Below are 26,695 nucleotides of genomic sequence, written 5' to 3'. Positions count from 1 at the left end.
GACATCTACCCCATATGATGCACTGAGTATAAGTCAGCTTGAAAAAAAATCCAGAATAAATACGTTTTTTCTTATTTAATACAGTCTGTTGCTTGTATTCAAGTAGAGTAAGTGAACGATACTATCGTTGCTAGGATTGATTGATGAGGATTCCTGCGAGTGGATGTTATCGATGTGGAAAGTGTAAACGGAATACGGGTCAAAGATGTTTGTCTGTCCATCATGGATGTAGGCCCGATCAAGCGTAGCGGCTCGGGCGTTTAATCACTGAAAGCGGGTAGAGCATTGCCGGTTCCGCTACGCTTGAACCGGCCTGCATCTATTTTAGTTCTTCATTTCGCTCATTGGTCGTGATGTATAAATCAGGAGTGAGCTGAAAAGTTACAATGAATAGATCTTCTTCTCGGTAATGATCGCATCGAGTTGGATGTCCCACGGTTTTGCCTGAAGGCCATCGACCCTTTGGCACTCATGGGCAAGTCCAACCAGTTTTGGTCCGGGCCAGTGATGACGATTTTTTCTGAATGCGAGTGTGCGGTCATAGAAGCCACCTCCCATTCCTAGTCGGTTACCTTGGATGTCAAATGCAACCAGTGGCACGAAGATCAGGTCCAGCCCCCAGGGCATGGAAATATGTTTATGGTGTGATGCAGGTTCGGGGATTCCGAATCGATTGTTTTTCAGTCGACCTTCTATTTTATGCTCCGCGAACCAAAGGGATCGCGATGGGCGGTTGCGCAGGACGGGGAAGAAGCAGCGCTTACCGGAGTGGCGTGCGTGCTTTACCAAAGGGGCTGGGTCCATCTCTCCGTCAGCAGCAAAATAGAAAGCGATGCGGTGGCTGTGTCTGAATGCTGTATACGCCGAAGCCAGGCGTTTCATCTGCAGGCTGTGGGCTTTGTGTGTCTGGTTGCTCAATTGGCGCCGTCGGGTGCGGACCACGTGGCGCAGCGATTTTGTATTCATCGGAGCAGGGGAGTGATTTGAAAGAGACAACCCCCACATGTGCCGTCGCAAACCATTGTTCTTGAACCGGTAGGTTCAAGTGGGAACAGCAGGGATGCTTCAGGCTTCCCGCTACGAGGCGGACATGCACACCGGCATCGACATTTTGTTCCCAGGGCACTAATTAGGCTCAAGAAAATACCCGGGTCACTAACGAACACGGCAGGGGTCATCTACCTATAGGCTAAACCTAAATGGGTCAAAGTTCCAGTTGGTTGCTTGAATTCAGCGCGATCTCGATCTTCTCCTGCAAATTTTGAATGCGGCGGGAGATATTCTGCACATCGCTGGATTTGCTGCTGCGCTGCTCCAGTAGTTCGTGTGCGATATTGAGTGCGGCCATGACTGCGATGCGTTCGGTGCCGATGACCCGTCCCGCCTTACGGATATCTCTCATCCTGTCATCGAGAAAGCGTGCGGTGTCGATCAGCGACTCGCGTTCTTCCGGTTCGCAGGTGACGCGATACTCCTTATCCAGAATCAGGACGGTGATGGGAGTCTGTGTCTCACTCACTGTGGGGCTTCCATGGACTTCAGGCGGGTGATCATTGCCTCGACCCGAGTGCGGGCGAGTTCAGTCTTCTCGATCAGAGAGGCGCGTTCTGCCACCAGGCGATCCTGGCGGGCACGCAGGGATTTATTCTCATCTTTCAGATAGGCGCAGGCCTGGATGAGTTCTTCAATCTGAAGCTCAAGTTTTCTGAGGTCGAGTTCTGTGCTCTCTTTCATCTCATCTTCGATCATGTTCCCCAATATAGAGGGCGCTCAGGGAACGGTCAATCTTTACAGCTCATGTTATGATTCTTCTTCAATATTAGGTTAAGTAAAGAAAATCTGCATGAACGATACTCCGGCAATGCCCCAGTTCGAACGCTTTGATCAGGTTCTGCAATCGATCGGCCTGGATATTGGCGCGAGCGAGATTCATGGGGTGATCAGCGGCATACTCTGTGCCGGTCATTCTGATGCCCATGCTGCCTGGTTTGTCGAATTGTTCAAAGGTCGCTCGGACGATGATCTTCTGGTGGTTGAAGCCAGGCAGTTGCTGGGTCAGCTTTATCAGTCGACCCAGGGTTACATCGAAGGGGAAGATCTGAATTTCACGCCGTTTCTGCCGGATGACGAACTGGAGATAGAGGTACGCGCCAAGGCATTGAGTGAATGGTGTCAGGGTTATCTCTATGGATTGGGGCTGGCGGGTATCACTGAAGCCCAGTTGAAAGATGAGGCAGGAGAAGCGATCCGGGATATCACGGAATTTACCCGCCTCGACCATGCGGATATTGAACCAGGTGAGGAGGCCGAACTGGCCTATGTCGAACTGGAGGAGTTTCTGCGGGTGGCGGTGTTTCTGATCCGGGAGGCACTGACCGGCAAGCGGGAGAAGGGTAATGGTAGCGAGTGAGTTCAAACGGCGTCGTCGTGAACTGATGCGCATCATGGGTCCGGGCAGTATCGCAATCCTGCCGACCTCACCGCTGCAGGTGCGCAACCGTGATGTGCACTATCATTACCGTCCGGACAGTGATTTTTTCTACCTCACCGGTTTCCCTGAACCGGAGGCTGTCACGGTTCTGATTCCCGGTAGAAAGCAGGCTGAGTATATCCTCTTCAATCGCGAACGGGATCCCAAGATGGAACAGTGGGATGGTCCACGGGCCGGTCAGGAGGGCGCCTGTGATAGTTACGATGCCGACGACTCTTTCCCTATCGGCGATCTCGACGACATCCTGCCGCGCATGTTGGAGCAGACCGACCGGGTTTACTATGCCATGGGTTGCAGTCCTGATCTGGACAAGCGACTGATGGAGTGGATCAATCAGATTCGATGCGAATCCCGCAGTGGTGGCCAGGGGCCGATGGAGATCATCGCCCTCGATCACTATCTGCATGAGATGCGGCTTTTTAAAAGCCGTTCCGAGATCAAGGTGATGCGGCTGGCGGCAAAGATTTCCGCCAAGGCGCACAAACGGGTGATGAAGACTTGTCGTGCGGGTGTCTGGGAGTATCAGCTGGAGGCGGAGTTCCTGGCCGAGTGTGGCCGTCTCGGCACGCGTGAACAGGCATATACGCCTATCGTGGGCGGTGGCAACAACGCCTGTGTATTGCACTATATCGATAACCGGGACAAGTTGAATGATGGCGACATGCTGTTGATCGACGCCGGTTGTGAGCTGGAGTGTTACGCCTCCGACATCACCCGCACCTATCCGGTGAATGGCGTTTTTACAGAACCCCAACGGCAACTCTATGAGCTGGTGCTGGCGGCGCAGGAGGCCGCCATCGCCAAAGTGAAACCGGGTAACCACTGGAACGATCCTCACCTGGCTGCCGTGCGCATCATGACCCGAGGTCTGGTCAAGCTGGGCATTCTTAAAGGTTCGGTACCCAAGCTGATCCGTGAGGAGAAGTACAAGAAATTTTATCCGCACCGCACCGGCCACTGGATCGGTATGGATGTGCACGATGTGGGGGATTACAAGGTCGATGGAACCTGGCGGCTGTTCGAGCCGGGCATGGTTCTGACCATCGAGCCGGGGTTGTATATCCCATCCGGCACCAGAGGCGTGGCGAAGAAGTGGTGGAACACCGGCATCAGGATTGAAGACGATGTGTTGGTGACGAAGGATGGTTGTGATCTGCTGACCAAGGATACGCCCAAGACGGTAGTCGAGCTCGAAACCCTGATGGTTAGGGTCAACAGGTCCTAGTTGAAATGGCAAACGATTACGACGTTCTCATTATCGGCGGCGGCATGGTGGGGGCCAGCCTTGCCCGTTCCATTTGTGGATTGGGTCTGAAGATTGGTGTGGTGGAGGCATGGCCGTTCAACTCCGATCTTCAGCCGAGCTATGACGACCGGGTTATCGCCCTCTCCTGGGGGACCCGATTGATACTGCAGGGCATGGGGGTTTGGGAGGGGCTCTCCGGCGAGGCGGAGCCAATCACAGATATCCATATCTCTGATCGTGGCCACTTCGGTTTTGCCCGGCTCAACAATCGCAGTGAGGGCGTGGAGGCGCTGGGTTATGTTGCCACCGCTCGTGCTTTGGGACAGGCCCTGCTCAAGGATCTGCAACAGGAGTCGGATATCGATCTGCTCTGTCCCGCGAGTCTGAAGAGCTTTTCCGTTTCTGATGATTCAGTCGATGTGAGTCTGGAAGCAGCGGGTATTGACCGGCGCGTGACAGCAGCACTGTTGGTCGCGGCGGATGGTGGCGACTCTGTGGTAAGAGGTCGCCTGGCGATTTCATCCAAAGAGCAGACCTATGGCCAGACTGCCATCATTGCCAATATCACTACCGAACGGCCTCATCAGGGGGTCGCCTATGAACGGTTTACCGATACCGGTCCCCTGGCAATGTTGCCGATGACCGAGGGGCGTAGCTCTCTGGTGTGGACGGCAAAAGATGAACAGGTCACTGAGCTGATGGCGCTGGGTGAAACCGCCTTCCTGGAACGTCTGCAGACTCGCATTGGTTATCGCCTGGGATATCTGACAAAGTGCGGCAAACGCTTTGCCTATCCTCTGAAGCTGCGGCAGGCCAATGAGCATGTGCGCCCCCGTATCGCGCTGATCGGCAATGCCGCGCACACGGTGCACCCGGTTACCGGACAGGGTTTCAATCTTGGAATTCGCGACGTTGCTGTACTTGCCGATCTTCTGGCTGACGTGTCCGCAGGGCAGGGCGATCCCGGCAGCATGGATCTGCTGCAGCGTTATGTCGACTGGCGGCGGCGGGATCAGAATGCGGTGGCCATGATTACCGATACCCTGGCGCGCCTGTTTGCCAATCCTCTGACTCCGTTGCGTCTGGCGCGCAATCTCGCGCTGCTCGGGCTGGATAGCGCCCCGGGGTTGAAGCATCTGGTGGCTCGTCAGTTCATGGGATTGAACGGACGGCTGCCGCGACTGGCGCGAGGTATTCCTCTTGTCTGAACAACGAGACAGTTTTGATCTGATCGTCGTGGGTGGCGGCATGGTGGGCAGCGCCCTCGGCTGCGCCATGGCCGATGCCGGTTTCGATCTCTGTGTGCTGGAGTTGCGTGAGCCGCAAACCGACTGGCCCGAGGATGAGGTCGACCTGCGGGTCTCAGCCCTGACGCGGGCCTCCCAGCAGGTGCTGGAAAACCTGGGGGTTTGGGATCGCATGTGCGAGAAACGCGTTTCACCCTATAGCGATATGCACGTCTGGGATGCGGGGGGCAGCGGCAGCATCCACTTCAGCTGTCACGACGTCGGTGAGTCCAATCTCGGCCATATCGTGGAGAACAGGGTCACCCAACTGGCGCTCTGGGAGCGGCTGGCAACCTATGAAAATGTCACCCGGATATGTCCGGCTGAAGTGGCCGATCTCAAGATGGGGCCGACACCTTCAGTAACGCTGAGAGACGGCGCCTCTCTGCAGGCGAAACTGGTAGTGGGCGCGGATGGGCGAGAGTCCCTGATCCGCAGGATGGCGGCAATCGGCACCCGTGGCTGGGACTACGATCAGCACGCCATCGTCGCCACCGTGCGCCCCGCGTTACATCATCAGAATACCGCCTGGCAGCGATTTATGCCTACCGGCCCCCTGGCGTTTCTGCCTATCGATGACGGCCGCTGCTCTATCGTCTGGTCGACTTCCCCCCTGCTGGCCAGGGAGTTGATGGCGCTGGACGATGCCGGTTTCTGCCGGGAGTTGACCCGGGCCAGTGAGCAGAATCTGGGGGAGGTGCTTGAGGTGGGGCCGAGGGCGGCATTCCCCCTGCGCCTGGGACATGCGGAGACCTATATTCGTGAAGGGCTGGCCTTGGTGGGGGATGCCGCTCATGCCATTCACCCCTTGGCGGGCCAAGGCGTGAATCTCGGTTTTCTCGATGCGGCGCAACTGGCGGAGGTATTGATTGAAGCGAGGCAGGCGGGACGCAAGATTGGTTCGCCGGCCACCCTGCGCAGTTATGAACGGGCGCGTAAAGGGGCAAACATGGGCATGCTCGGCGCCATGGATTTTTTCAAACGTTTCTTCAGCAACGAAATATTGCCCCTCAAGCTGGCCCGCAACCTGGGGTTGAGTCTGGTGGACCATTCAGGTCCGCTCAAACATATCGTGGTACGGCGGGCGATGGGGATGGTGGGGGAGTTGCCAAAGCTGGCGCGGCGCGATTGGGACAGATCAACAGAACGTAGGTCGGGTTAATCGCGCAGCGGTAGAAAGTTTCAATCCGGTACTACATTCTGTGCGCGATGTAACCCGACGACAATTTGTCGGGTTACGATGCGCGCAAAGTCTGGTGGTAAAATCCAGGTTCGAAGCAACGCGCATCTAACCCGACCTACAGCAGTCGATCCGTATGGATCAGGGAATGGGGTGCAGCGTCTCCCCGCCTGCGGTGACGTTGACATCAGCAGTGCCGACAAAGGTGACGGCAGCATCATCCTGTTCCGGATCATCCAGGTCGGCCGCACAGGTTGCAGCCACCGTGTATGTCCCCCCGCTCAGGTAAGCGGCGGTGTAGGTGAAGTTGCCGTCGTCGGAGATGGCAGCAGTGGTGACCGGGTTGTTTCTTGCAGGATCGGGATCGTTGACGTTGACATCGACGGGGATTACACCGGCGCCGCTAAAGACATACACAGCGTAACCCACAGTGTTGCCGTCACAGGCTTCACCCGCAAAGACGACAGGATCGACAGTGCCTGAAATGGTGCCGGTGGTGGCTGTTTTTACCAGGCGCAGGGTGGGGCGCAGGAAATAGACCGGCCCCAAAGGACCTACCTGCCCATTGGGCTGATGCACGGATTTGCGCAGGTCGAAATCGATGGTGTAATCGTTGGTATCACCCTCCAGGATCTCGAAGCCGGTGTTTATCTTAAGCCCTGTCTGGGGTCCGCTGGGTACCCTGAGTTCGTACTGCAGCGGGCCGGGAAACTCAATATAGGAATCGAGTATGCCGTCGGCCTCAGCGTTGACCATGAGACGAATCCAGCTGTACTGGCCTGTGGGAAGCTCATAGCCGTCCAGCAGCATATCCCGCACACCGCCCTGCAGGTCGAGCAGATTGATGCGTTTGGGGGTGGGGTTGCCGTTCACGTCCTCCATCAGAATGTTGATGCGTGCGCCGTCGGCAGGTTGAATGACAACCTCGCTGAATTCGACCCACACCGCGTCGGCACCATCTATCGGCGCGTCGGTAATGCCAAGGTCTATCCGGCTGGCGGTTGTGGTGCCGGTGTCACCGCCGCCACACCCTGCAAGTAGCAGGAGCATGAGGGAAAAAGAGAGACCGGAAAGCGCGATATGTTTGTACATGATGAACTCCAAATACAGCTTGGTATTTACTAAAATCAGTGACAGTCTACGGATAAACTGCTGAGAAAAATGTGCGGGAAGCACAGTATGGCGGACTTAAGAATATAGATCCCAGGAGCCGCTTCACCTGATCTGGCCTACAGCGTTGAAGTAGGCGGTTCAAGCGTAGCGGAACCGGCGATCTCATCTGGAGACCGTGAAGAATCCCATCAGCTGATCCATCTCCTGCGCCTTCTCGCTCATCGAGGCGGCCGCGGCGGACGTCTCTTCGGCAAGTGCGGCATTCTGCTGGGTCACCTCGTCCATGCTGGTCACCGCCTGGTTAACCTGATCGATACCGGCAGACTGCTCCTGACTGGCGGCGGCGATCTCGGAGACGATGTCACCGACCTTTTTCACGCCATTGACGATCTCTTCCAGGTTTTCACCTGACTGGTCGACCAGTTCCGCGCCAGTCTTCACCTTCTCTCCGCTGTCCCGGATCAGCTCTTTGATCTCTTTGGCGGCCGTCGCGCTACGGCCAGCCAGATTGCGAACCTCTGTGGCAACAACCGCGAAACCCCGCCCCTGTTCACCGGCTCTGGCGGCTTCGACAGAGGCGTTAAGGGCCAGTAGGTTGGTCTGAAAGGCGATCTCATCGATGACGCCGATGATCTCAGTGATCTTGCTGCTGGACTGGTTGATGGCCTCCATGGCCTCTATCGCCTGTCGCACCACTTCACCACCCGCTTCTGCTGTACGGCATGCGTTGGCGGCCAGTTGATTGGCCTGTTGTGCGTTGTCGGCGTTGTTCCTCACCGTGCTGGTCAGCTCTTCCATGCTGGAGGCGGTCTCCTCCAGTGAGCTGGCTTGCTGTTCGGTACGGGATGAGAGGTTGTTGTTGCCGGAGGAGATCTCGCCCGAGGCGGTGGTGATTACCTCGCCCGATTCACGTAATTGGATAATAATCTGCTCCAGGTTGGTCATGGTTTGGTTGATGTCCTGCTTCAGGTCATCGAAGGTACCCTGATAGTTTCTCGTGATCGGTTTGGTCAGGTCTCCTTTGGCCATGTCGTGCATGGATTGGGCGATATCACTGAAAACATTTTCCACGGAATCGATCAGTTCGTTGATGCCGCTACTCAATGTCGCAAAGAAACCCTGCTTGTTGCCCAGATCGATACGCTGATTCAGGTCACCGGAGCGGGCCGCATCCACGAGTGACTGTATGTCCCCCTCTATCACCTCCTGGATCTTGAGGATGGTTGCATTGGCATCCTGTTTCAGCTGGTCGAAGGAGCCTTTGTATTCCCGTTCGATACGTTCATTCAGATCGCCCCGGGAGAGCGCGCCAAATACACGCTGGGTGTCGTCGATGACATTCTCACTGACTTCCACCAGGTCGTTGACGCCGGAACTGAGTTTTTCATAAAAACCCTGCTTGCCTTCCAGTGGAATCCTGCCGCTCAGATCTCCTGCGCGTGCGGAGTCGACGATAGACTGTATGTCCCTTTCTATGACTTCCGACAGCCGCTGTTGCATGGTGATCATGGCTGCGTATATGCCGGTTGCCCCGGTAGACTGCAGTTTCATGTCGAGGCTGCCGTTGGCGATGCGGTTGGCGATCTCTTCGATATGGCCGGGTTCGCCGCCCAACTGCTGCCGGACACCGCGTCCGACATAGAAGCCCAGGCCGGCGGAGACCGCAAGCCCCAGCAGTGCGATCAGTAGAGAGAGCGCCAGTTCCATGGTTGCACTGGCCTTGAGTTCATCGGCTTTGATGCGCAACCCAGCTGCGAGCTGGTCTTCTACCTTTTTCAACAGATTGATCTTGCCTGTCTGCATCTTGAACCAGTAGACCGCATCGATACCGAAACCGCCGGATGTGGCCTTATCGATAGCAACTTTGCGCATCCGTTCGGTCTCATCAACGAATTCACCCTGCAGGGAGTTCTTGTAGAGCGCCTTGTTCTCCTCTTTTGCGAGGGAGAGAAAGACCTCCTGGTAGGTGTTTTGTACGGTGATCAAAGACATGAACTTGTTGAACAGGCCGCCGAGAAACTGATCCTTGGCAAATACATTGGACATGACGGCCCGCTCGATGCCGGCCCGCTCCTTGCCCTGCAGGTAGTTTGCGTAGGCTGCGGTCATGATCGCCAGCTCTTTCTCGGGGCTGAGGGTGGACAATTCGGAGATCAGTCCAAGCAGTGCTGCGTTGTTGCCGGTGTAGTACCTCAGGGCGTCGCCGAGTTTCAGGGTAAAGGTATCGACTGCCTTACGCTTGTTCTCAAGCTGATCCAGGCGCTCCAGTGTTTTTCCCAGGTTGTTCTGGAATTTTGATCCCAGTGCAGAGCCACCGAATGTTTCCAGGAACTGTTTCAGCACTGCGAGTTTCTGGTTCGTCTCCTGGCGCTGATCTTTGATGGTGTCGCCAAACTTTTTCCCTCCACTACCGATGAAGCCGGCGGTCATGCCGCGCTCTTTCTGCAATTCATGCACCAGGTTGCTGATATTGACACTCAGTTCGCTCATGGTTTGCAGCTGGACCGTGATCTGGCGCAGTGAGAAGGCCGAGATCGATTGGGTGGCCGCAAACCCAATCATTACAATCAGCGGCACCAGCACCATGAGTGCCAGTTTGTGGGAGAGTTTCAGATTGGCTATAAATTTCATTTCGTGATTTCCTCGAATAATGTGTGCCATTGGGGGGAGCAAACCACTGGCGGTATGAGAGTGCTATCGGAGCTGTCTCCTGTTTCTTTAGGTTATTTTCGGATTTAGGGATAAATAACGGTTTATTGGGGATTTTTTTGACATTTATCAGTAGAGATTTCGGTGGAAATGGGGGTGAAGGGGCGTGAATGAAGCGGTTAGCAAGCTTGGTTTTGGCTTCCTGCTTCGCTCTGCCTCCTGTTGTTTGCTGCGTGGACTCTCATAGGTAGCGTCCTCCCAAAACTTTGCGTGTCTGGACGGACACTAGACAGAGCGGTATAGTCCTGCCCTCGACCAACCCCCGTGGGAGAGATCGGTTTTTACCGACGCCGAAGGCGCAATCCGCCCGGAATCGCTCAGGCAAAAGGACCGCGGGGACTAGGGTCGACTCTGGAGAGCGGTCATTAGACCCACCGACGGGGCAGCGGCCAGTGGCTGCAAACTCTCAGGTTTTGGACAGAGGGGCGGCGCAGAGCAGTAGTTCTGCGCCGCCCTTTTGCGTTTATGATCTGGAGAATCGTGATGGATAAACAGACCTGCCTCTATGCGGCCCACAAGTCGATGGGCGCCCGCCTGGTTCCTTTTGGCGGCTGGGAGATGCCGCTGCACTATGGTTCGCAGAAAGAGGAGCACCATCAGGTGCGCCGGGATGCAGGTATGTTCGATGTCTCCCATATGACCGTGGTCGATCTGGAGGGGCCGGACGCCCGTCCCTATCTGCGACGTCTGCTTGCCAACGATGTCGAACGGCTCAAGGATTCAGGCAAGGCGCTCTACTCCTGCATGTTGAACGAGCAGGGCGGAGTGGTTGATGACCTGATCGTCTATTATCTGCGGGACGACTGGTATCGGATGGTGGTCAATGCCGGTACCACGGAGAAGGATCTGGCCTGGTTGAAAAAGCAGGCTGAGGACTTCGACCTGCAGATAAAACCCCGGCGCGATCTGGCGATGATTGCGGTGCAGGGGCCGAATGCGCGGGAGAAGGCACTGCCCCTGTTGCCTGCGGAGATGCGCGAAAGCGTCGCGGCACTCAAGCCCTTCAATGCGCACCCGGGCGATGGCTGGTTCGTTGCCCGCACCGGTTATACCGGCGAGGACGGCTTCGAGATCGTGCTGCCCGAGAGTGAAGCATCGGGCTTCTGGCAGGCCTTGGCGGATGCGGGTGTTGCTCCCTGCGGTCTGGGGGCGCGGGATACCCTGCGCCTGGAGGCGGGAATGAATCTCTATGGTTCTGACATGGACGAGAGCGTCTCGCCGCTGGAGTCCGGGTTGGGCTGGACAGTTGCCTGGGAGCCCGTCGAGCGTGACTTTGTGGGTCGCAGCGTTCTGGAGGCGCAGCGCAAGGATACCGGCAAGCGCCGTTTCGTCGGACTGCTGCTGACCGGACGCGGGGTGCTGCGCAACCATCTGAAGGTTTTTGCCGGTGAAACAGAGATCGGCGAGATCACCTCCGGCGGTTTTGCGCCGACCCTTGGACGATCCATCGCCTTTGCCAGGGTTAGCGCCGGGATCGGCGAAACCTGTGATGTGGAGATCCGTGGCAAGCGGGTGGCGGCGCAAGTGGTGAAAGCGCCGTTCGTGCGTAATGGCAAAGCCTGCATTTCGTTATAGAATTCCAATTTGAATATCACAGGGGTCGGAGTCAAATTTGATGGTTACCACGGAACCAATGGCGCTGTGGCTTCGATTAAATTTGACTCCGACCCCTTCGCCAAGATGCTTTTAAGATTGAAAGGGGAACCAGAGATGAGTGATACACCAAGCGAACTGCGCTATGCAAAGTCCCACGAGTGGGTGAAGAACGAGGGGGACGGCACCGTCACCATCGGCATCACCGACCATGCCCAGGAGCTGCTGGGAGACCTGGTCTTCGTGGATATGCCCGAGGTGGGCGACAACGTCGAGGCCGGCTCTGAGTGCGCGGTGGTGGAGTCGGTGAAGGCTGCCTCCGATATTTATAGTCCGGTCAGTGGTGAGATTATCGCAGTGAACGAAGCGTTGGATGATGCCCCTGAGACGATCAATGACGACGCCTTCGGTGAAGGCTGGATCTTCAAGGTGAAGCTCTCTGACGGGGCAGACCTGGACGGTCTGCTCGATGCGGCGGGGTATGATGCCCTGGTTGCCGAAGAAGCTTAAAGACAGGTCCTGATTCATGCCGTTCATTCCCCATACTGAAACTGATATTCAGGCCATGCTTGCGACCATCGGTGCGCCGGATATCGATGCCCTTTTCGACGAGATTCCGCAGGCCTTGCGCTGTGGCGAGCTGAAGCAGATCCCGCAGGGGATGTCGGAGATGGAGGTCGGGCGGCTGATGAACGCCCGCGCCCGCCAGGATGGGCAGCCGCTCTGTTTTATCGGCGCTGGCGCCTACGACCACCATATCCCGGCTGCGGTCTGGCAGCTTGCCTCGCGGGGTGAGTTCTACACTGCTTATACCCCCTATCAGGCGGAGGCGAGTCAGGGCACCCTGCAACTGCTCTATGAGTTCCAGTCGATGATGACGGCGCTCACCGTCATGGATGTCTCCAATACCTCCCTCTATGACGGGGCCTCCGCCCTGGCCGAGGCGGTGTTGATGGCGGTGCGGGCGAACCGCAAGTCCAAGTCGAAGCGTATCCTGATGCCCCGCTCACTGCATCCCGCCTATCGGCGCGTGGTCCACTCTATCGTGCGCAATCAGGGCATAGAGTTGGTGGAACTGCCCTTCGATATGGAGTGCGGGCAGACAGATCCAGAGGCTCTTGAGCAGTATGCCGGTGAGGATTTTGCGGCCTTGGTTATTCCCCAGTGCAACTTCTTCGGGGTGTTGGAGTTGGTGGATGAACTGACCGACTGGGCGCACGCCAACAGGATGCTGGCTGTCGCGGTGGCTAACCCGGTGGCGTTGGCAGTGTTGCAACCGCCGGGCGAGTGGGGTGAACAGGGGGCGGATATCTGCTGTGGCGAGGGACAGCCCCTGGGAGCGCCCCTGGCGTCGGGTGGCCCCTATTTCGGCTTTCTTACCTGCACCCAGAAGCTGGTGCGCCAGATGCCGGGACGTATCATTGGTCGCACCCTCGACCTCGACGGCAAGATTGGTTACACCCTGACCCTGCAGGCCCGCGAGCAGCATATCCGTCGCTCCAAGGCGACTTCCAATATCTGCACCAATCAGGGTCTGATGGTCACGGCGGCGACCATCCATATGTCGCTGTTGGGTGCGGAAGGCCTGGAGCGGGTTGCGGCTGCCTGCCATGCCAACACTTCGAAGCTGGTCAAGGTCTTGAGTGCGTTGCCTGGCGTCGCTCCGGTATTCAAGGGAGCGGTCTTCCATGAACGCGTGCTGCGCCTGCCGCTGGAGGCGAAGGATGCACTGCGCTCCCTGGCGGCCCACAACGTATTGGGCGGTTTCGATTTGAGCGCCGACTATCCCGAACTCGGCAATGCTGTTCTGGTCTGTGCCACCGAGATGCGGGGCGATGAGGATATCGAGCAGTATCGGAGCAAGCTGGAGCGGGTGATCAACGCACGTATCCAGACCCCCTGCAAGCTGAAACCTGATTGGTGATACGACTATGTTGATCTTTGAAAAAAGCCGCACGGGTCGTCGTGCAACTGCCCAGGCGCCGCTACAACAGGTTGATCTGGAGGGGATACCGGCGCAGTTTCGCCGCCGTCAGTCAGCGTCGATGCCCGAGGTCTCCGAGATGCAGGTGGTGCGCCACTACACCCAGCTTTCGCAGAAGAACTTCTCCATCGATACCCACTTCTACCCGCTGGGTTCCTGCACCATGAAGTACAACCCACGGGCCAGCAACAGTCTTGCCTCGCTGCCCGGTTTCCTTGCGCGCCATCCTTTGGCGCCGGAGACTCACAGCCAGGGTTTCATGGGTTGCCTGTACGATCTGCAGGAGATGCTCAAAGCGGTGACTGGCATGTTTGCGGTTTCACTCTCACCCGCAGCGGGCGCTCAGGGGGAGTTTGCCGGGGTGGCGATGATCCGCGCCTATCACGATGCCAGGGGCGATGATGCCCGCGACGAGATTCTGGTGCCGGACGCGGCCCACGGCACCAATCCCGCCTCGGCGGTGATGTGCGGTTACAAGGTGCGGGAGATCCCCACTGGTGCGGACGGCGATATCGATGTCGAGGCACTGAAAGGTGTTTTGGGGCCGCAGACCGCAGGCATTATGCTCACCAATCCTTCCACATTGGGCGTGTTCGAGCGTCGCATCAAAGAGATCGCCGGTCTGGTCCATGAGGCTGGCGGGCTGCTCTATTACGATGGCGCCAACCTCAATGCCATCCTCGGTAAGGTGCGTCCTGGCGATATGGGATTCGATGTCATCCACATGAACCTGCACAAGACCTTCTCCACGCCACACGGCGGTGGTGGCCCTGGTGCCGGTCCGGTGGGGGTGAGCGAACGGCTGGAACCCTATCTGCCGGTGCCGATGGTGGCACAGGATGGTGAGGATTATGTCTGGCTGACCGAAGATAACCGGCCGGAGAGCATTGGGCGGCTCTCCGCCTTTGCCGGCAATGCAGGCGTGTTGCTGCGGGCCTATATCTACGCCCGCATGCTGGGGCGTGACGGCATGCATCGGGTGGCAGAGTTCTCCACCCTCAACGCCAACTATCTGCTGAAGCGCCTTACCGACGCCGGTTTCGATGCCGCTTATCCGCAGCGGCGCGCCAGCCATGAATTTATCCTGACCCTGAAGCGGCAGGCCCGGGAGCTGGGCGTTAATACCATGGACTTTGCCAAGCGGCTGCTCGATTTCGGTGTGCATGCGCCCACCACCTACTTTCCCCTGCTGGTGCCTGAGTGCCTGTTGATCGAGCCGACCGAGACCGAGGCGCAGGATGAGCTGGATCGCTTCGTGGATATTATGACAACCATACTGCATGAGGCGCAGAGTGATCCGGAGCAGGTGAAGTCTGCCCCCCATGATCTGCCGGTGAGGCGGCTTGATGATGTGCGGGCCGCCCGGGATCTGGATTTGGCATGGAAGGCGAAAGGCGAAAGGTAAAAGGAGAAAGGCGAAAGGAGAAAGGCGAAAGGAGAAAGGCGAAAGGAGGTCGTGCCAACGGATTGGGCGAACGCTGTCGTTACTGCGGTTAGTCGCGTAGGTCGGTTCAAGCGTAGCGGAACCGGCAGCCTGAATCGTTATGTCAAAGCCTGGATGCCCGATCCGCTACGCTTGATCGGGCCTATACGCTAGCTGTTGACGCAAGATTCAGGCAAATTTTCAATTTGCCAGCCTTTAGCCTTTAGCCTTTAGCCTTTAGCCTTTAGCCTTTAGCCTCCTACCCGCTGAATCCCATCCCGCACTGGTGTACTATCTCTAGTTTTTTGCGCGGGATAAATCATGTCTGCACTGATCTGTGGCTCTTTCGCCTACGACACCATCATGGTCTTCCATGATCAATTCAAAAATCACATCCTGCCCGAGCAGGTGCATATCCTGAATGTCTCCTTTCTGGTGCCTGACATGCGCCGCGAGTTCGGCGGTTGTGCCGGGAATATCGCCTACAATCTGAAGATGCTGGGCGGAGACGGAAAACCGGCGGGTACCGTGGGTGAGGATTTCGGCCCCTATGCAAAATGGATGGATGAGTGCGGCATCAGCCGTGAGTATCTCAAGGTGATCGAGGATACCTATACCGCACAGGCCTATATCACCACGGACAGGGATGACAATCAGATCACCGCATTCCATCCCGGCGCGATGAACAACGCCCATGAGATAGATGTCACCGAGGTCGTGGGCTGTACCATCGGCATGGTCTCTCCGGATGGTCGCCAGGGCATGATTGATCACGCCGAACAGTTTGCCGATGCGGATGTGCCGTTCATCTTTGATCCGGGTCAAGGTATGCCTATGTTCGATGGCAATAACCTGCTTGGGTTTGCCGAGCAGGCCACCTGGCTTGCCTTCAACGACTATGAATTACAGTTGATGCAGGAGCGTACCGGCAAGACACCGGAGCAACTGGCGGAGATGGTCGAGGCGGTGATCGTCACCCGGGGTGGCGAGGGCTCAAGCATCTATACAAAGAAGCAGCGTATCGATATCCCTGTCGCCCCCGTCAATGCGGTCAATGACCCCACCGGTTGTGGTGACGCCTATCGCGCCGGACTGTTGTATGGTCTGATGAACGGGATGGACTGGGAGACCACCGCGCGGATCGCGGCGCTGATGGGGGCCTATAAGATCGAGCAGGCGGGTACCCAGAATCATATCTTTACCCGCGAAGAGTTTGCTGCGCGTTTCAAGCAGGCATTCGGCTACACATTCCAGTAACAGGAAACCGATAAAGCATGAGTGGACATTTTGAAGATACCGGGTTCGTGCCCCTGAATATTGCGCTGTTGACCGTCTCGGATTCGCGCACCGAAGAGACCGACAAATCGGGTGATACCCTCCGGGATCGCGCCGTCGAGGCGGGACACAATGTGGTTGAGAAAGTCATCGTGCCCGATGATGTCTATCAGATGCGGGCCATCGTCTCGCGTTGGATCGCCGATCCCGATGTGCACATCATCATCAGCACCGGCGGCACCGGCATCACCGGCCGCGACAGCACCCCGGAGGCGCTGATGCCCCTCTTCGACAAGTCGATCGAGGGGTTTGGCGAACTCTTTCGCACCATCTCTCTGGAGGAGATCGGCGCGTCAGCCATTCAGTCCAGGGCTATTTCCGGGCTTGCCAACGGTACCCTGGTCTTCTGTCTGCCGGGCTCTACCGGGGCCTGTCGTACAGGTTGGGACAAGATTCTGTTGGCGCAACTCGATCATCGTACGCGGCCCTGTAATTTTGCCCAGATGTTCCCCCGTCTTCTTGAAGTGTAAGGAGTTTTGAATCATGAGTGGATGTGACTGCGGATCCCACCACAGCGGACCTGCGCTGAAACCCATCGAAGAGGCACTCGACTTCCTGCTGGCGCGTGTTCATGCCGTGAGCGAAACAGAGCAGGTCGCAACAGAGGACGCCCTGGGACGGGTGTTGGCCGAACCGGTGGCCAGTCTGGTGACGGTACCGCCCTGGGACAATAGTGCGATGGACGGGTATGCGGTCAATACGGCTGATCTGCAGATTGATTCCACCCGCCTGCCGGTCTCCCAGCGCATCCCGGCGGGGGTCATCGGGGAGCCGCTGCAGCGGGGTACTGCGGCGCGTATCTTTACCGGCGCGCCGGTGCCGTCAGGTGCCGATGCGGTGGTGATTCAGGAGGTTTGCGAGCAGGATGGCGATGACGTTGTCGTCAACGATGCGCCCAAGGTCGGTGCCAACATCCGTCTTGCCGGAGAGGACATCAAAGAGGGAGAGGAGATCCTCTCCGCCGGTACCCGTCTGGGTCCACAGCATCTGGGTCTTGCGGCCGCAGTCGGAGTCGCGGATCTGACCGTCTTTCGCCGGCTCAAGGTTGCAGTCTTCTCCAGCGGTGATGAGCTGGTGATGCCCGGCAGTGAGTTGGGTCCCGGTCAGATCTACAACTCCAACCAGTTTATCCTGGGCGGCATGCTGCAGGTGCTGGGCTGTGAGGTGATTCAGCTCGGTATCATCGAGGATACCTTCGAGGCAACCTGTGATGCCTTGGCGCGCGCGGCCGAACAGGCCGACCTGGTGGTCGCCTCAGGCGGCGTCTCTGTCGGTGAAGAGGATCACGTCAAACCTGCGGTGGAAAAACTGGGGTCGCTGGATCTGTGGAAGATCGCGATCCGTCCCGGCAAACCGCTGGCTTTCGGCCATATTGGCGAGACGCCGTTCATCGGCACACCCGGTAACCCGGTCTCCCTGTTTGTGACCTTCAATGTGTTTGCACGCCCCTATATCCTGCGCTGCCAGGGAGTGATGGAAGGTGCAATTCCCACGCCGATGACCGCCAAGGCAGGGTTTGACTGGAACAAGCCTGACAAGCGCCGAGAATATGCCCGCGCACGGATGACGCTCAATGAATCCGGCGAAGCGGTGGTCACGCTCTTTCCAAGCCGTTCATCAGGGGTTTTGAGTTCGGTGGCATGGGCGAATGGACTGGCGATCATTCCGGAGCGGGAGATATTGAAAAAGGGTGATCCGGTGCAGTTTCTCTCTTTCCATGAGTTGATGTCATGATCAAGGTGCTCTTTTTCGCCAGTTTGCGGGAGCGGCTCGATGCAGCGTCCCTGGAGATGGAGGCAGAGGATCTTGCGGACCTGGGGGCGGTTTTGATGCGCCTGCGAGAGCGGGGCGGCATCTGGGCCGATGTTTTTGCAGCCGATAAAACAGTTATGATGGCGCTCAATCAGGAGATGACGGGTGCCGATACGCCGGTTCTGGATGGTGATGAAGTCGCCTTCTTCCCTCCCGTGACCGGAGGATGAACTGCGATTTATATTTGAGACTTTTGTTTTCCATTCAAGAGCATGTGTTTCCGGAGCTTGCTGTCTGCCCATGAACGAAATCCGCATCCAGTCCGAACCCTTCGACCCCAACATCGAGGTCGACATCCTGCGAGCCGGGAACCCTGCTATCGGCGGCGTTGTGAGCTTTATCGGCCTGATGCGCGATATCAACGAAGGGGAAACGGTCTCCACCATGACCCTGGAACACTATCCGGGCATGACGGAGAAGTCGCTGCAAACGATTGTCGATGAGGCGAATCAGCGCTGGGATCTGCTGGGCTGTCGTGTGGTTCATCGGGTTGGAAAGATGAAACCCACAGATCCTATCGTGCTGGTGGCCGTGGCCAGTGCGCATCGGGGAGAGGCGTTTCAAGCTTGTGAGTTCATCATCGACTTCCTCAAGACCCGAGCCCCATTCTGGAAACAAGAGTCAACGCCGGAAGGCAGTCGTTGGGTGGATGCCCGCCATAGCGATGATGAAGCTGAGGCGCGCTGGAAACTTAAAACGTAAGCGTAGGCCCGATCAAGCGTAGCGGATCGGGCACTCTCAAATTGACAGACTGCATGGGGTTTCCGCTTCCGCTGCCAATAATCAAGAGACATTTTCATGGAAATCGCACCGCTGAAATTGAAGAAAGACCGTGAGCGCCGTCTGCATGCCGGTCACTGCTGGGTATTCAGCAATGAGGTCGATATCAGTGCCACGCCCCTGACCGGCTTCGAGCCGGGGCAGCCGGTGGAGATTTTCAGTCACAGGGGGAAGTGGCTTGGTACAGGGTATGTGAATGCCCACTCACTCATCTGTGCAAGGCTTGTCAGCCGCGACCCTGCGCATCCGTTGAACCAATCGCTGCTGGTGCATCGTTTGAAGATTGCCCTGGGTCTGCGCGAGCGGCTCTATCCCAGCCCCTTCTACCGGCTTGTCTTCGGTGAAAGCGATGGTCTGCCCGGTTTGATCGTGGATCGATACGGCGATCAGGTTGTGATCCAGATCACCACTGCGGGTATGGAGCGTATCAAGAGTGAGATCGTGGCTGCCGTGGAGAAGGTGCTGAGACCGGCAGGTGTGCTGTTCCGCAACGACACCTCGACCAGGGGAATGGAAGGTCTGGAAAGTACTATCGAAACAGCGGCTGGCGACGTGCCTGAATGGCTGACGCTGGAGGAGAATGGCACAGCCTTTCAGATTTCTTTGATGAAAGGGCAAAAAACCGGCTGGTTTTACGATCAGCGGGAGAATCGCAGCCGGATGCTTAAATATATTTCCGGCAAAAGGGTGCTCGACGTCTGTAGCTATACAGGAAGTTGGGGAGTTGCTGCGGCCAGGAATGGCGCCAGGGAAGTGCATTGTGTCGATTTGTCGGGGTCTGCCCTGGAGCAGGTTGGGGTAAATGCTGAACGCAATGGCGTGGCGGATCGGATTCAGGTCCATCAGGGGGAGGCGTTTGCGGTGTTAAAAGCCCTGCGACAGGCAAGGGAGCGTTTCGATGTGGTGCTGCTCGATCCGCCCGCATTCATCAAGCGTCGCAAGGATCAGAAAGAGGGGGAGCTGGCTTACCGGCGCCTCAATCAAGCGGGCATGCAGGTGTTGGAGCGGGATGGTGTGCTCATTAGCTCCTCCTGCTCACATCATATGTCAGGAGAAAAGCTGTTGAGCAGGATACAGCAGGGCGCACGTCATCTGGAACGCAGCTTGCAGTTGCTGGAAAGCGGCCACCAGGGGATGGATCATCCTGTGCATCCGGCGATTCCGGAGACGGCCTACCTGAAGAGCTACTTCCTGAGAGTGCTGCCGGTCTTTTGAAAACGGGCCGGGGCGCACAAGCGCCCCGATAACCTGGCCCTATTTCTTGGACGAATGGAGCAGCGCCTGCTCAAAAATGTTACGCTTGATCCGTGTACGGATGGGTTCAGGAAGCCGCTGCCAGGCTTTTGCGACTTCGATGGCATCGTCGTCGAGGGCTGGGCCTGATTTCTCGCCAAACATCAGCCAGGCTGGATTGACGTCCAGTACCTGAGCAATTTCGTCGATCTTGCGTGGCCGCAGGCTCTTGCCGTTTTCAATCTTTTGGATCACGGCTTGATTAGTGCCTGCCCGTAAGGCGAGTTCTTCCTGGGTCCAACCGCGCTCGCGGCGCTTTCTTCTTAATCTTGAACCTAGTGTTTCCATATTTCTTGGTATATAAGTCTCAAAGTGTTGTGCTTGTGCGTAAGTCATATCCCTTCCTGGTCTCTAGATGAAGTGGAGTACTGCATCGTCTGACTTACTTAACGGCCGGGGAAGCAAAATCTTGACACTCTGCGAAAAGCCGTCACAATTTTTGTGAATCTCATTCCAGAAAACCTGAAAAATGCGAACCACGTCACATAATTTTACCATCATTATGGGTAGACGATAGCTAAATCGATTAGTTCCGGCAAAGTTCATGAATTCTATTCCTGAGGTTATATCCACAAATGTTGACTTATCCTGAGATCGACCCTGTTCTGATTGCACTGGGGCCGCTCGAAATTCACTGGTACGGCGTGATGTACCTGGTTGGATTCTGGGGTGGCTGGTGGCTTGGCCGGGTGCGCGCAAAAAAAACGGGCAGCGGCTGGACGGTCACGCAAGTCGATGACCTGGTTTTCTATATAGTAGTAGGAGTGGTGCTGGGCGGTCGGCTCGGGTACACACTTTTCTATGGTTTCCCCCGTTTTATTGAAGATCCTGTGACCCTGTTAAAAGTTTGGGAAGGGGGAATGTCTTTTCATGGCGGTCTGATAGGGGTGTTGATTGCCATGTGGCTCTTTGGTCGCAAGTATGGGCGAACCTTTTTTGAGGCCACGGACTTTATCGCCCCGCTGATCCCGATAGGTCTTGGGGCGGGACGTCTGGGCAACTTTATCAACGGTGAGCTTTGGGGGGGAGTGACCCGCTTGCCTTGGGGCATGCAGGTGCCCTGCGTAGAGGCGGGTGATCTCTGCAGTCGGGTCGGGGTTGCAGTTGATGGCATCCACTCGCTGCCGGTGCATCCGAATCAACTCTATGAGGTGCTGCTGGAAGGGGTGGTGCTATTTCTGGTGTTATGGCTTTTTTCCGCCCGAGGTAGACCGCGTATGGCGGTTTCAGGACTCTTCCTTCTCTGTTACGGGGCCTTCCGCTTTGGGGTGGAGTTCGTGCGTATGCCGGATGTCCATCTCGGCTACCTGGCATTTGACTGGGTGACAATGGGCCAGTTGTTGAGCCTGCCGATGATCCTGTTCGGTATTCTGCTGCTGATCCTGGCTTATACTAAGGAGCGCCATGAAACAGTATCTTGACCTGATGCGGCATGTGCGGGATACCGGCACGGTCAAAGGGGATCGAACCGGCACCGGGACGCAGAGTGTCTTCGGTTACCAGATGCGCTTCGATCTGTCAGTGGGTTTTCCCGCAGTGACGACAAAAAAACTGCATCTGCGCTCCATCATTCATGAACTGCTCTGGTTTTTGCAGGGCGACACCAATATTCGCTATCTGAAAGAGAATGGGGTGCGTATCTGGGATGAGTGGGCGGACGGGAATGGCGACCTGGGTCCTGTTTATGGCTATCAGTGGCGCTCATGGCCGGCATCCGGTGGGCGCAGTATCGATCAGATCAGCCAACTGGTGGAGCAGATTCGCAGCAATCCGGACTCCCGCCGCCTCATGGTGACCGCCTGGAATCCAGCGGACGTGGATGAGATGGCGCTGCCCCCCTGCCACTGTCTGTTCCAGTTCTATGTGGCGGAGGGCAGGCTCTCCTGCCAGCTCTACCAGCGCAGCGCGGACATATTTCTCGGCGTACCGTTCAATATCGCCTCCTACGCCCTGCTGACCATGATGATGGCCCAGGTGACGGGGCTGCAACCGGGGGATTTTGTGCATACCTTCGGTGACGCCCATCTCTACTCCAACCACCTTGAACAGACAGATCTGCAGTTGAGCCGCGAGCCGCGCAATCTGCCCCGTATGCGCATCAACCCGGAGGTGAAGGATATCTTCGGGTTTTGCTTCGAAGACTTCGAGCTGGTCGATTACGATCCGCACCCGCACATCAAGGCGCAGGTTGCCGTATGAGTGGAGATAGGCCCACAATCTCCCTGATCTGGGCGATGGCGGAGAATCGGGTGATCGGGCGCAATAACCAGCTGCCCTGGCATCTGTCCGCAGATCTACAGCACTTCAAACGGCTCACACTGGGCAAGCCCATTGTAATGGGGCGCAAGACCTGGGAGTCCCTGCCGGGACTGTTGCCGAAGCGGCAGCATATCGTGGTCACCGGCAATCGGGACTATCGGGCGGAGGGCGCCCTGGTGGTTCACTCCATCGATGAGGCCGTCGCTGCTGCGGGGGATGCGCAGGAGATCATGATTGTCGGCGGCGGCGCCTTTTATGCTCAGATGTTGCCGCGGGCGGACAGGCTCTATCTCACCTTGGTGCATACGGAGGTGGAGGGTGACGCCTGGTTTCCCGAATTTGATCTGTCGGTCTGGCGGGAGGTCGGGCGGGAGGATTTTTCCGCTGACGAAAAAAATTGCTTCGCCTATAGTTTTGTTACCCTCGAACGTGAAAATTAGTGAGGGCCTGCGCATCAAGATGCTGCCGGACCATTCTCAAAAGATTGCTGGGTGTGCACCTTAAATTACCATTCCCACCGGACTCAGGCGCTTATGAGCGCCTCGTAATATGGCGCTGTATTGTTGCTATGAGGTGATCCGGGTCGATTGGCTTGGTTATGTGATCCACCATGCCAGCGGCAAAGCACCTCTCCCGTTCCTTTTCAAGGGCATGGGCTGTTAGTCCAACTACCGGCAGCCCAGGGGCCATCTCCTGGATCCGGCGAGTCGCCTCATAACCATCCATTACAGGCATCTGTACATCCATCAACACCAGATCGAAACTGGACACCCCTTGATCTTCCAACTGTTTCAGGGCTTGCTGGCCATTCTCAGCAAAGATCACCTGGGCGCCCTCTTCCATCAGCAGGTCTTCTAAAATAAGCCGGTTGATGTCAACATCCTCCGCCGCCAAAAGACGCACTCCTTGCAGACGACTCCCGGTGATTGGTGTGACAGGTGCATTTGGCTCGTTGACCTGGACTGCTGGGACAAGAGGCATGGTAAGGGTAAATTCACTTCCTTCGCCCACCCGGCTGGCCGCCTGTATATCCCCGCCCATGATCTTCGCCAGGTTGATGCTGATGGCCAGTCCCAGCCCGGTCCCGCCAAAACGGCGGGTGGTGGAGCTGTCAGCCTGTTCAAAGGGTTTAAACAGCTGAGCCAATTGGTTTTCCGACATGCCAATGCCGGTATCGCTTACCCGGAAAAGCAGGCTTTTTTCCTGTGCCGTCACACGCAGACTGACCTCACCTTGCGGCGTGAACTTCACTGCATTTGAGAGCATGTTGACCAGGATTTGTTCCAGTCGCAATGCATCACCTTTTACCCAGGGCGGCAACTTATCTGCCACGTCCACATGAAACAGCAGGTGTTTTTCTTCTGCCTGGCTTCTAATAAGATTCGCTGCATTATCCACCGAGGTCATCAGCATGAAGGGCTGATTTTCCACCACCAACTTTCCTGCGTCGATTTTGGAGAAATCGAGAATGTCGTTGACGACATTCAACAGGTGCTGCCCGGAGGTGCCAATCCGCTGGAAGAGTTTATGTGACTGTTCCAGCGAGTTTTCACGTTCACCCATCTTCGCCAGACCCAGCACCCCATTCAACGGCGTGCGGATCTCGTGGCTCATGTTGGCCAGGAACTGACTCTTGGCCAGTGCAGTCGCTTCAGCTTGCTCCTTCTCCAATATGGCGCGTTCAGCCGCCTTGCGTTCGGAGACATCCACATGAGTGCCAGCCATGCGTACCGGCAGGCCTTTGTCATCACGTACCATGACCGCTCGTGAGAGGATAAATACCCAATGACCCTCTTTGTGGCGCATGCGGAACTCGGTCACAAAGCCATCGGATTTACCTGCCATACAATCATCGATTAGCGCCAGAGTCTTTGATTTATCATCCGCATTGACCAATTGCTCCCAGGTGCTGAACGCATTCTCCAGTTCATGATCTTCGTACCCGAGCATTGATTTCCAGCGCGGTGAGTAATAGACCTCATTGGTCTGTAGATTCCAGTCCCACAGGCCGTCATTGGCTGCCTGAATTGCCAATTCGAAGCGCTCCTCGCTGGCTCGCAGGGCCTGCTCGGCTTGCTTGCGCCCGGTGATATCGCGGGCGATGCCGAGCACCCCAAGGACCTTGCCATCTTCCGTCTTGAGAGGCGTCTTGATGGTTTCAAACAGGCCTCGATAGCCATTGGAGGCGAAGGTCAGCCACTCTTCATTGATGCTCGGAATACCGGCTTTGAGGGCTGCCTTATCGTTTTTGCGGAAGAAGTCGGCCAAATCGACGCTGACGAAATCGGCATCAGTTTTTCCGATAAGTTTTTCCTCCGTAGTGCCATACAGTCCCTCGAACGCCCGGTTGCAGGCGAGATAGATACCGTCGGGATCTTTCAGCCACACCAGGTCAGGGATGGTGTCATTGAGGCTTCGCAGGAGGGTGCGTTCGCGTTCGGATCGTTCCAGGGCGACGGCCAGGTCTGAGCGCGCCTGATCGCGGTCAGACTCCAGGGTGCGGGTGAGCTGCTCACTGTGGCGGCACAACAGAATGGACCTGGAGAGGTTGGCCAGCACCGGTTTGAATATCTGGGTCAGTGGCAGCTTGCTGGTGGGTTTGTGTGGAGAGAGCAGCAGGATGAGACTGGTGTCATCGATCGGGAGTTTCAGGCAGTAGTGGTATTTTTCACTGCTGTTCAGGTCGGTGGGCAAGGCTGTAGCGTTGAGCAGTTCGATAGAAGTGTCGGTCAAAGTCGCGGGCAGTTCGAGTATCTGTCCGCGGCGCTGTTCCAGCAGGTGGTCGCCAATAACTGTGGCGATACGAGCGTATGTGGTTTCGCCCTCGGTTTTGTTGTCAGTCAATACTAGGCCAGCTGGAAATGCGGTGTGGTAGAGCAAACGTTGCAAGACCCTTCTGAACAGGGTGTCCCGCTGTGTTTCTCCCCCGATTGTCAGGGTTAGATCGTATAGGACCGAGAGGATGTACTCTCGCTCCATCAATTGGTTCCCCAGGGGGTGCAGACCAGGGTGGCGTTATGGAACATCGGATAGTCCCACTCTCCGGTGCCGCCGATTTCGCCCAGGGAAAGCGCGCCCGCAAGATGTGCTGCACCTGTCTCCTTCAGGAGATCCGTGAGTTCCTGGCGCGAGTTTTCGCCCAGGTGCATGCGGCGTCCGGCACAATAGAAGGTCAGTATACTGCGGCCCCGTAACGAACCGTTGCTTGACTGCAGGTCGGCAGCAAGATGGTTGATGCAGTCTCCTTCTCCGGCTTCCGGCGCCCGCAACAGAACCAGCATGGCGTTCTCCGGCACTTCTCCGACGCAGAACAGGGAGCCGTCTTCACTCAGGGCCACCGGAATCCGTACTACCAGATCCTCGTTGGCTCGGGGGATGCCGAATGGAAAATGCACCGCATGGTGATAGAAGTTCTCTTGGGTCAGGGCAATCCCATACTCCCGTTTGATGATCTCCTGATAGACTTCGAATGCCGGACGCCAGTCGATGCTGAGAATCTGGTTTCCATTGGTGGAGGTTGCGCTCATGGCATGTTTGGGGGCCGTGTAACCGTGTTCGAGCACGGTTACATTGTGAGTCGGTATAAGCAGGCACAGGACGCCGTTACCGACAATGCGGTCACCGTCGAACAGACAGGGCATGGGTTGAAAAGTCTCGCTCCCTGCGTTGACGCCGGCATAACTCACCCGATCCGATAGCTGCAGGTAGAGACCTTCGAGAATGCTGGCAATATTCGGCAGTAAACCATCGAAAATCATATAGAGCGACGGCTTGGCTGCGTCGGGATCTATAGCCTCGATTGTCGGAATGAGCGCTTGGGAGATTTTTTCCTCTGGCAGGGATTGGCCGTCATTGATCTCAGGGATCAGAAAACTGGGCACCCACTCATCGAAGCGAAACAGTAATACGCCCTCCTGGTGAAAATCGTTACCGATCAGCAGGGCAGGAAAAATAGCGCCTGCGAGGGGGATGCCCTGGTCACCGCAACAGCTCTGGAGTATGTGCAGATTATCTTTTTCGCTCTCCGGCAATAGGGCGAGTACGCCTGCATGCGGATATTCGGTGCGCCACGTTTGCAGCAGGGCCTTGAGTGACGCCGTATTCAATGGAAGGTGTCGGATTGCGTTGTTGCCGGAACTCATGCCATCTGATTTCATCTGGACTAACGTTGCCTTTTATTGCTCTGTGTCG

Annotated in this window: 25 protein-coding genes, 1 other RNA gene and 1 riboswitch; of the genes, 17 read left to right on the top strand and 9 right to left on the bottom strand. The window is 56.7% G+C overall.

The window, feature by feature from the left end; translation table 11 throughout:
* Positions 1 to 381: 381 nt before the first annotated feature.
* From G9Q73_RS16490 to G9Q73_RS16475, 4 genes are all read right to left on the bottom strand, one after another.
* Complete coding sequence (locus tag G9Q73_RS16490; protein ID WP_177420746.1) at positions 382 to 966, bottom strand: 5-formyltetrahydrofolate cyclo-ligase; 585 nt, start codon at positions 964 to 966, stop codon at positions 382 to 384.
* Positions 967 to 992: 26 nt separating this feature from the next.
* Positions 993 to 1,177, bottom strand: a non-coding RNA gene (ssrS, locus tag G9Q73_RS16485) — 6S RNA.
* Between the two features lie 27 nt (positions 1,178 to 1,204).
* On the bottom strand, positions 1,205 to 1,519 hold the full coding sequence (locus tag G9Q73_RS16480; protein WP_177420745.1) for a cell division protein ZapA: 315 nt from the start codon (positions 1,517 to 1,519) through the stop codon (positions 1,205 to 1,207).
* Positions 1,516 to 1,734, bottom strand: coding sequence for a TIGR02449 family protein (locus G9Q73_RS16475; protein ID WP_177420744.1), 219 nt, complete (start codon positions 1,732 to 1,734; stop codon positions 1,516 to 1,518). Before G9Q73_RS16475 ends, G9Q73_RS16480 begins: the two co-directional genes overlap by 4 nt.
* Before the next feature lie 109 nt (positions 1,735 to 1,843).
* On the opposite strand from G9Q73_RS16475, the gene G9Q73_RS16470 reads away from it, so the two are divergent.
* From G9Q73_RS16470 to G9Q73_RS16455, 4 genes are read left to right on the top strand one after another with little or no spacing between them, the layout of a single operon-like run.
* A complete protein-coding gene (locus tag G9Q73_RS16470) occupies positions 1,844 to 2,410 on the top strand; it encodes a UPF0149 family protein (protein WP_177420743.1) in 567 nt (188 codons plus the stop codon).
* On the top strand, positions 2,397 to 3,716 hold the full coding sequence (locus G9Q73_RS16465; protein ID WP_177420742.1) for an aminopeptidase P N-terminal domain-containing protein: 1,320 nt from the start codon (positions 2,397 to 2,399) through the stop codon (positions 3,714 to 3,716). The genes G9Q73_RS16470 and G9Q73_RS16465 overlap by 14 nt, the downstream gene beginning before the upstream one ends.
* 5 nt (positions 3,717 to 3,721) lie before the next feature.
* Positions 3,722 to 4,945 carry a 2-octaprenyl-6-methoxyphenyl hydroxylase gene (gene ubiH / locus G9Q73_RS16460; RefSeq protein ID WP_177420741.1) on the top strand — a complete coding sequence of 408 codons (1,224 nt, stop codon included), beginning with the start codon at positions 3,722 to 3,724 and terminating at the stop codon, positions 4,943 to 4,945.
* Entirely contained in the window at positions 4,938 to 6,185 is a 1,248-nt protein-coding gene (locus G9Q73_RS16455; RefSeq protein ID WP_177420740.1) for a UbiH/UbiF/VisC/COQ6 family ubiquinone biosynthesis hydroxylase, read from the top strand. The genes ubiH and G9Q73_RS16455 overlap by 8 nt, the downstream gene beginning before the upstream one ends.
* Before the next feature lie 159 nt (positions 6,186 to 6,344).
* On the opposite strand, the gene G9Q73_RS16450 is transcribed toward G9Q73_RS16455, so the two are convergent.
* Together G9Q73_RS16450 and G9Q73_RS20075 are read right to left on the bottom strand one after the other, a co-directional pair.
* Positions 6,345 to 7,295: a DUF4382 domain-containing protein gene (locus tag G9Q73_RS16450; RefSeq protein WP_177420739.1), complete on the bottom strand. Its 951-nt coding sequence runs from the start codon at positions 7,293 to 7,295 to the stop codon at positions 6,345 to 6,347.
* 183 nt (positions 7,296 to 7,478) lie between these two features.
* A complete protein-coding gene (locus tag G9Q73_RS20075; RefSeq protein ID WP_177420738.1) occupies positions 7,479 to 9,947 on the bottom strand; it encodes a nitrate- and nitrite sensing domain-containing protein in 2,469 nt (822 codons plus the stop codon).
* Between the two features lie 333 nt (positions 9,948 to 10,280).
* Positions 10,281 to 10,368, top strand: a riboswitch (glycine riboswitch).
* 140 nt (positions 10,369 to 10,508) lie between these two features.
* Between G9Q73_RS20075 and gcvT the strand changes: the two genes are divergently transcribed.
* The 10 genes from gcvT to G9Q73_RS16395 all read left to right on the top strand — a co-directional run bounded on the left by gcvT (position 10,509) and on the right by G9Q73_RS16395 (position 20,167).
* Positions 10,509 to 11,600, top strand: coding sequence for a glycine cleavage system aminomethyltransferase GcvT (gene gcvT, locus G9Q73_RS16440; RefSeq protein ID WP_177420737.1), 1,092 nt, complete (start codon positions 10,509 to 10,511; stop codon positions 11,598 to 11,600).
* Positions 11,601 to 11,735: 135 nt separating this feature from the next.
* Complete coding sequence (gene gcvH / locus G9Q73_RS16435; RefSeq protein WP_177420736.1) at positions 11,736 to 12,128, top strand: glycine cleavage system protein GcvH; 393 nt, start codon at positions 11,736 to 11,738, stop codon at positions 12,126 to 12,128.
* Positions 12,129 to 12,144: 16 nt separating this feature from the next.
* Positions 12,145 to 13,542: an aminomethyl-transferring glycine dehydrogenase subunit GcvPA gene (gene gcvPA / locus G9Q73_RS16430; RefSeq protein ID WP_177420735.1), complete on the top strand. Its 1,398-nt coding sequence runs from the start codon at positions 12,145 to 12,147 to the stop codon at positions 13,540 to 13,542.
* Between the two features lie 7 nt (positions 13,543 to 13,549).
* Positions 13,550 to 15,007, top strand: coding sequence for an aminomethyl-transferring glycine dehydrogenase subunit GcvPB (gene gcvPB, locus G9Q73_RS16425; RefSeq protein WP_177420734.1), 1,458 nt, complete (start codon positions 13,550 to 13,552; stop codon positions 15,005 to 15,007).
* A gap of 339 nt (positions 15,008 to 15,346) precedes the next feature.
* Complete coding sequence (locus tag G9Q73_RS16420) at positions 15,347 to 16,282, top strand: carbohydrate kinase family protein (protein WP_177420733.1); 936 nt, start codon at positions 15,347 to 15,349, stop codon at positions 16,280 to 16,282.
* Positions 16,283 to 16,299: 17 nt separating this feature from the next.
* A complete protein-coding gene (moaB, locus tag G9Q73_RS16415) occupies positions 16,300 to 16,830 on the top strand; it encodes a molybdenum cofactor biosynthesis protein B (RefSeq protein ID WP_177420732.1) in 531 nt (176 codons plus the stop codon).
* 13 nt (positions 16,831 to 16,843) lie between these two features.
* Positions 16,844 to 18,094, top strand: a complete 1,251-nt coding sequence (locus G9Q73_RS16410; RefSeq protein WP_177420731.1) for a molybdopterin molybdotransferase MoeA — start codon at positions 16,844 to 16,846, stop codon at positions 18,092 to 18,094.
* Positions 18,091 to 18,342: a molybdopterin converting factor subunit 1 gene (gene moaD / locus G9Q73_RS16405; protein WP_177420730.1), complete on the top strand. Its 252-nt coding sequence runs from the start codon at positions 18,091 to 18,093 to the stop codon at positions 18,340 to 18,342. The genes G9Q73_RS16410 and moaD overlap by 4 nt, the downstream gene beginning before the upstream one ends.
* Before the next feature lie 70 nt (positions 18,343 to 18,412).
* Entirely contained in the window at positions 18,413 to 18,874 is a 462-nt protein-coding gene (gene moaE, locus G9Q73_RS16400) for a molybdopterin synthase catalytic subunit MoaE (protein ID WP_177420729.1), read from the top strand.
* A gap of 96 nt (positions 18,875 to 18,970) precedes the next feature.
* A complete protein-coding gene (locus tag G9Q73_RS16395) occupies positions 18,971 to 20,167 on the top strand; it encodes a class I SAM-dependent rRNA methyltransferase (RefSeq protein WP_177420728.1) in 1,197 nt (398 codons plus the stop codon).
* A gap of 39 nt (positions 20,168 to 20,206) precedes the next feature.
* Here the strand turns inward: G9Q73_RS16395 and G9Q73_RS16390 are convergent, their stop codons facing one another.
* Entirely contained in the window at positions 20,207 to 20,581 is a 375-nt protein-coding gene (locus G9Q73_RS16390) for a helix-turn-helix domain-containing protein (protein ID WP_246345337.1), read from the bottom strand.
* A 239-nt stretch (positions 20,582 to 20,820) separates the two neighbouring features.
* Between G9Q73_RS16390 and lgt the strand changes: the two genes are divergently transcribed.
* From lgt to folA, 3 genes are read left to right on the top strand one after another with little or no spacing between them, the layout of a single operon-like run.
* Positions 20,821 to 21,666 carry a prolipoprotein diacylglyceryl transferase gene (gene lgt, locus G9Q73_RS16385; RefSeq protein WP_177420727.1) on the top strand — a complete coding sequence of 282 codons (846 nt, stop codon included), beginning with the start codon at positions 20,821 to 20,823 and terminating at the stop codon, positions 21,664 to 21,666.
* Positions 21,650 to 22,444, top strand: a complete 795-nt coding sequence (locus tag G9Q73_RS16380) for a thymidylate synthase (protein WP_177420726.1) — start codon at positions 21,650 to 21,652, stop codon at positions 22,442 to 22,444. The genes lgt and G9Q73_RS16380 overlap by 17 nt, the downstream gene beginning before the upstream one ends.
* The gene (folA, locus tag G9Q73_RS16375) at positions 22,441 to 22,944 is read left to right on the top strand and encodes a type 3 dihydrofolate reductase (RefSeq protein ID WP_177420725.1); all 504 of its coding nucleotides are present in this window, start codon (positions 22,441 to 22,443) and stop codon (positions 22,942 to 22,944) included. The genes G9Q73_RS16380 and folA overlap by 4 nt, the downstream gene beginning before the upstream one ends.
* A 91-nt stretch (positions 22,945 to 23,035) precedes the next feature.
* On the opposite strand, the gene G9Q73_RS16370 is transcribed toward folA, so the two are convergent.
* Positions 23,036 to 25,348 (bottom strand): PAS domain-containing hybrid sensor histidine kinase/response regulator, encoded by a 2,313-nt coding sequence (locus G9Q73_RS16370; RefSeq protein WP_177420724.1) that lies wholly within the window; start codon positions 25,346 to 25,348, stop codon positions 23,036 to 23,038.
* Positions 25,349 to 25,482: 134 nt separating this feature from the next.
* Entirely contained in the window at positions 25,483 to 26,661 is a 1,179-nt protein-coding gene (locus G9Q73_RS16365) for an FIST signal transduction protein (protein ID WP_246345335.1), read from the bottom strand.
* Between the last annotated feature and the right edge of the window lie 34 nt (positions 26,662 to 26,695).

This window comes from endosymbiont of Lamellibrachia barhami, assembly GCF_011947365.2.
Classification (GTDB): Bacteria; Pseudomonadota; Gammaproteobacteria; order Chromatiales; family Chromatiaceae; genus QGON01.
Note: the sequence above shows the minus strand (reverse complement) of the source record. Positions and strands in the feature narration are given on the sequence as shown.

Coding starts and splice junctions, on each gene's coding strand:
- G9Q73_RS16490 (WP_177420746.1), bottom strand. CDS start 966: ATGAATACAAAATCGCTGCGCCACGTGGTCCGCACCCGACGGCGCCAA.
- G9Q73_RS16475 (WP_177420744.1), bottom strand. CDS start 1,734: ATGAAAGAGAGCACAGAACTCGACCTCAGAAAACTTGAGCTTCAGATT.
- G9Q73_RS16470 (WP_177420743.1), top strand. CDS start 1,844: ATGAACGATACTCCGGCAATGCCCCAGTTCGAACGCTTTGATCAGGTT.
- G9Q73_RS16465 (WP_177420742.1), top strand. CDS start 2,397: ATGGTAGCGAGTGAGTTCAAACGGCGTCGTCGTGAACTGATGCGCATC.
- ubiH (WP_177420741.1), top strand. CDS start 3,722: ATGGCAAACGATTACGACGTTCTCATTATCGGCGGCGGCATGGTGGGG.
- G9Q73_RS16450 (WP_177420739.1), bottom strand. CDS start 7,295: ATGTACAAACATATCGCGCTTTCCGGTCTCTCTTTTTCCCTCATGCTC.
- G9Q73_RS20075 (WP_177420738.1), bottom strand. CDS start 9,947: ATGAAATTTATAGCCAATCTGAAACTCTCCCACAAACTGGCACTCATG.
- gcvT (WP_177420737.1), top strand. CDS start 10,509: ATGGATAAACAGACCTGCCTCTATGCGGCCCACAAGTCGATGGGCGCC.
- gcvH (WP_177420736.1), top strand. CDS start 11,736: ATGAGTGATACACCAAGCGAACTGCGCTATGCAAAGTCCCACGAGTGG.
- gcvPA (WP_177420735.1), top strand. CDS start 12,145: ATGCCGTTCATTCCCCATACTGAAACTGATATTCAGGCCATGCTTGCG.
- gcvPB (WP_177420734.1), top strand. CDS start 13,550: ATGTTGATCTTTGAAAAAAGCCGCACGGGTCGTCGTGCAACTGCCCAG.
- G9Q73_RS16420 (WP_177420733.1), top strand. CDS start 15,347: ATGTCTGCACTGATCTGTGGCTCTTTCGCCTACGACACCATCATGGTC.
- moaB (WP_177420732.1), top strand. CDS start 16,300: ATGAGTGGACATTTTGAAGATACCGGGTTCGTGCCCCTGAATATTGCG.
- G9Q73_RS16410 (WP_177420731.1), top strand. CDS start 16,844: ATGAGTGGATGTGACTGCGGATCCCACCACAGCGGACCTGCGCTGAAA.
- moaD (WP_177420730.1), top strand. CDS start 18,091: ATGATCAAGGTGCTCTTTTTCGCCAGTTTGCGGGAGCGGCTCGATGCA.
- moaE (WP_177420729.1), top strand. CDS start 18,413: ATGAACGAAATCCGCATCCAGTCCGAACCCTTCGACCCCAACATCGAG.
- G9Q73_RS16395 (WP_177420728.1), top strand. CDS start 18,971: ATGGAAATCGCACCGCTGAAATTGAAGAAAGACCGTGAGCGCCGTCTG.
- G9Q73_RS16390 (WP_246345337.1), bottom strand. CDS start 20,581: ATGACTTACGCACAAGCACAACACTTTGAGACTTATATACCAAGAAAT.
- lgt (WP_177420727.1), top strand. CDS start 20,821: ATGTTGACTTATCCTGAGATCGACCCTGTTCTGATTGCACTGGGGCCG.
- G9Q73_RS16380 (WP_177420726.1), top strand. CDS start 21,650: ATGAAACAGTATCTTGACCTGATGCGGCATGTGCGGGATACCGGCACG.
- folA (WP_177420725.1), top strand. CDS start 22,441: ATGAGTGGAGATAGGCCCACAATCTCCCTGATCTGGGCGATGGCGGAG.
- G9Q73_RS16365 (WP_246345335.1), bottom strand. CDS start 26,661: ATGAAATCAGATGGCATGAGTTCCGGCAACAACGCAATCCGACACCTT.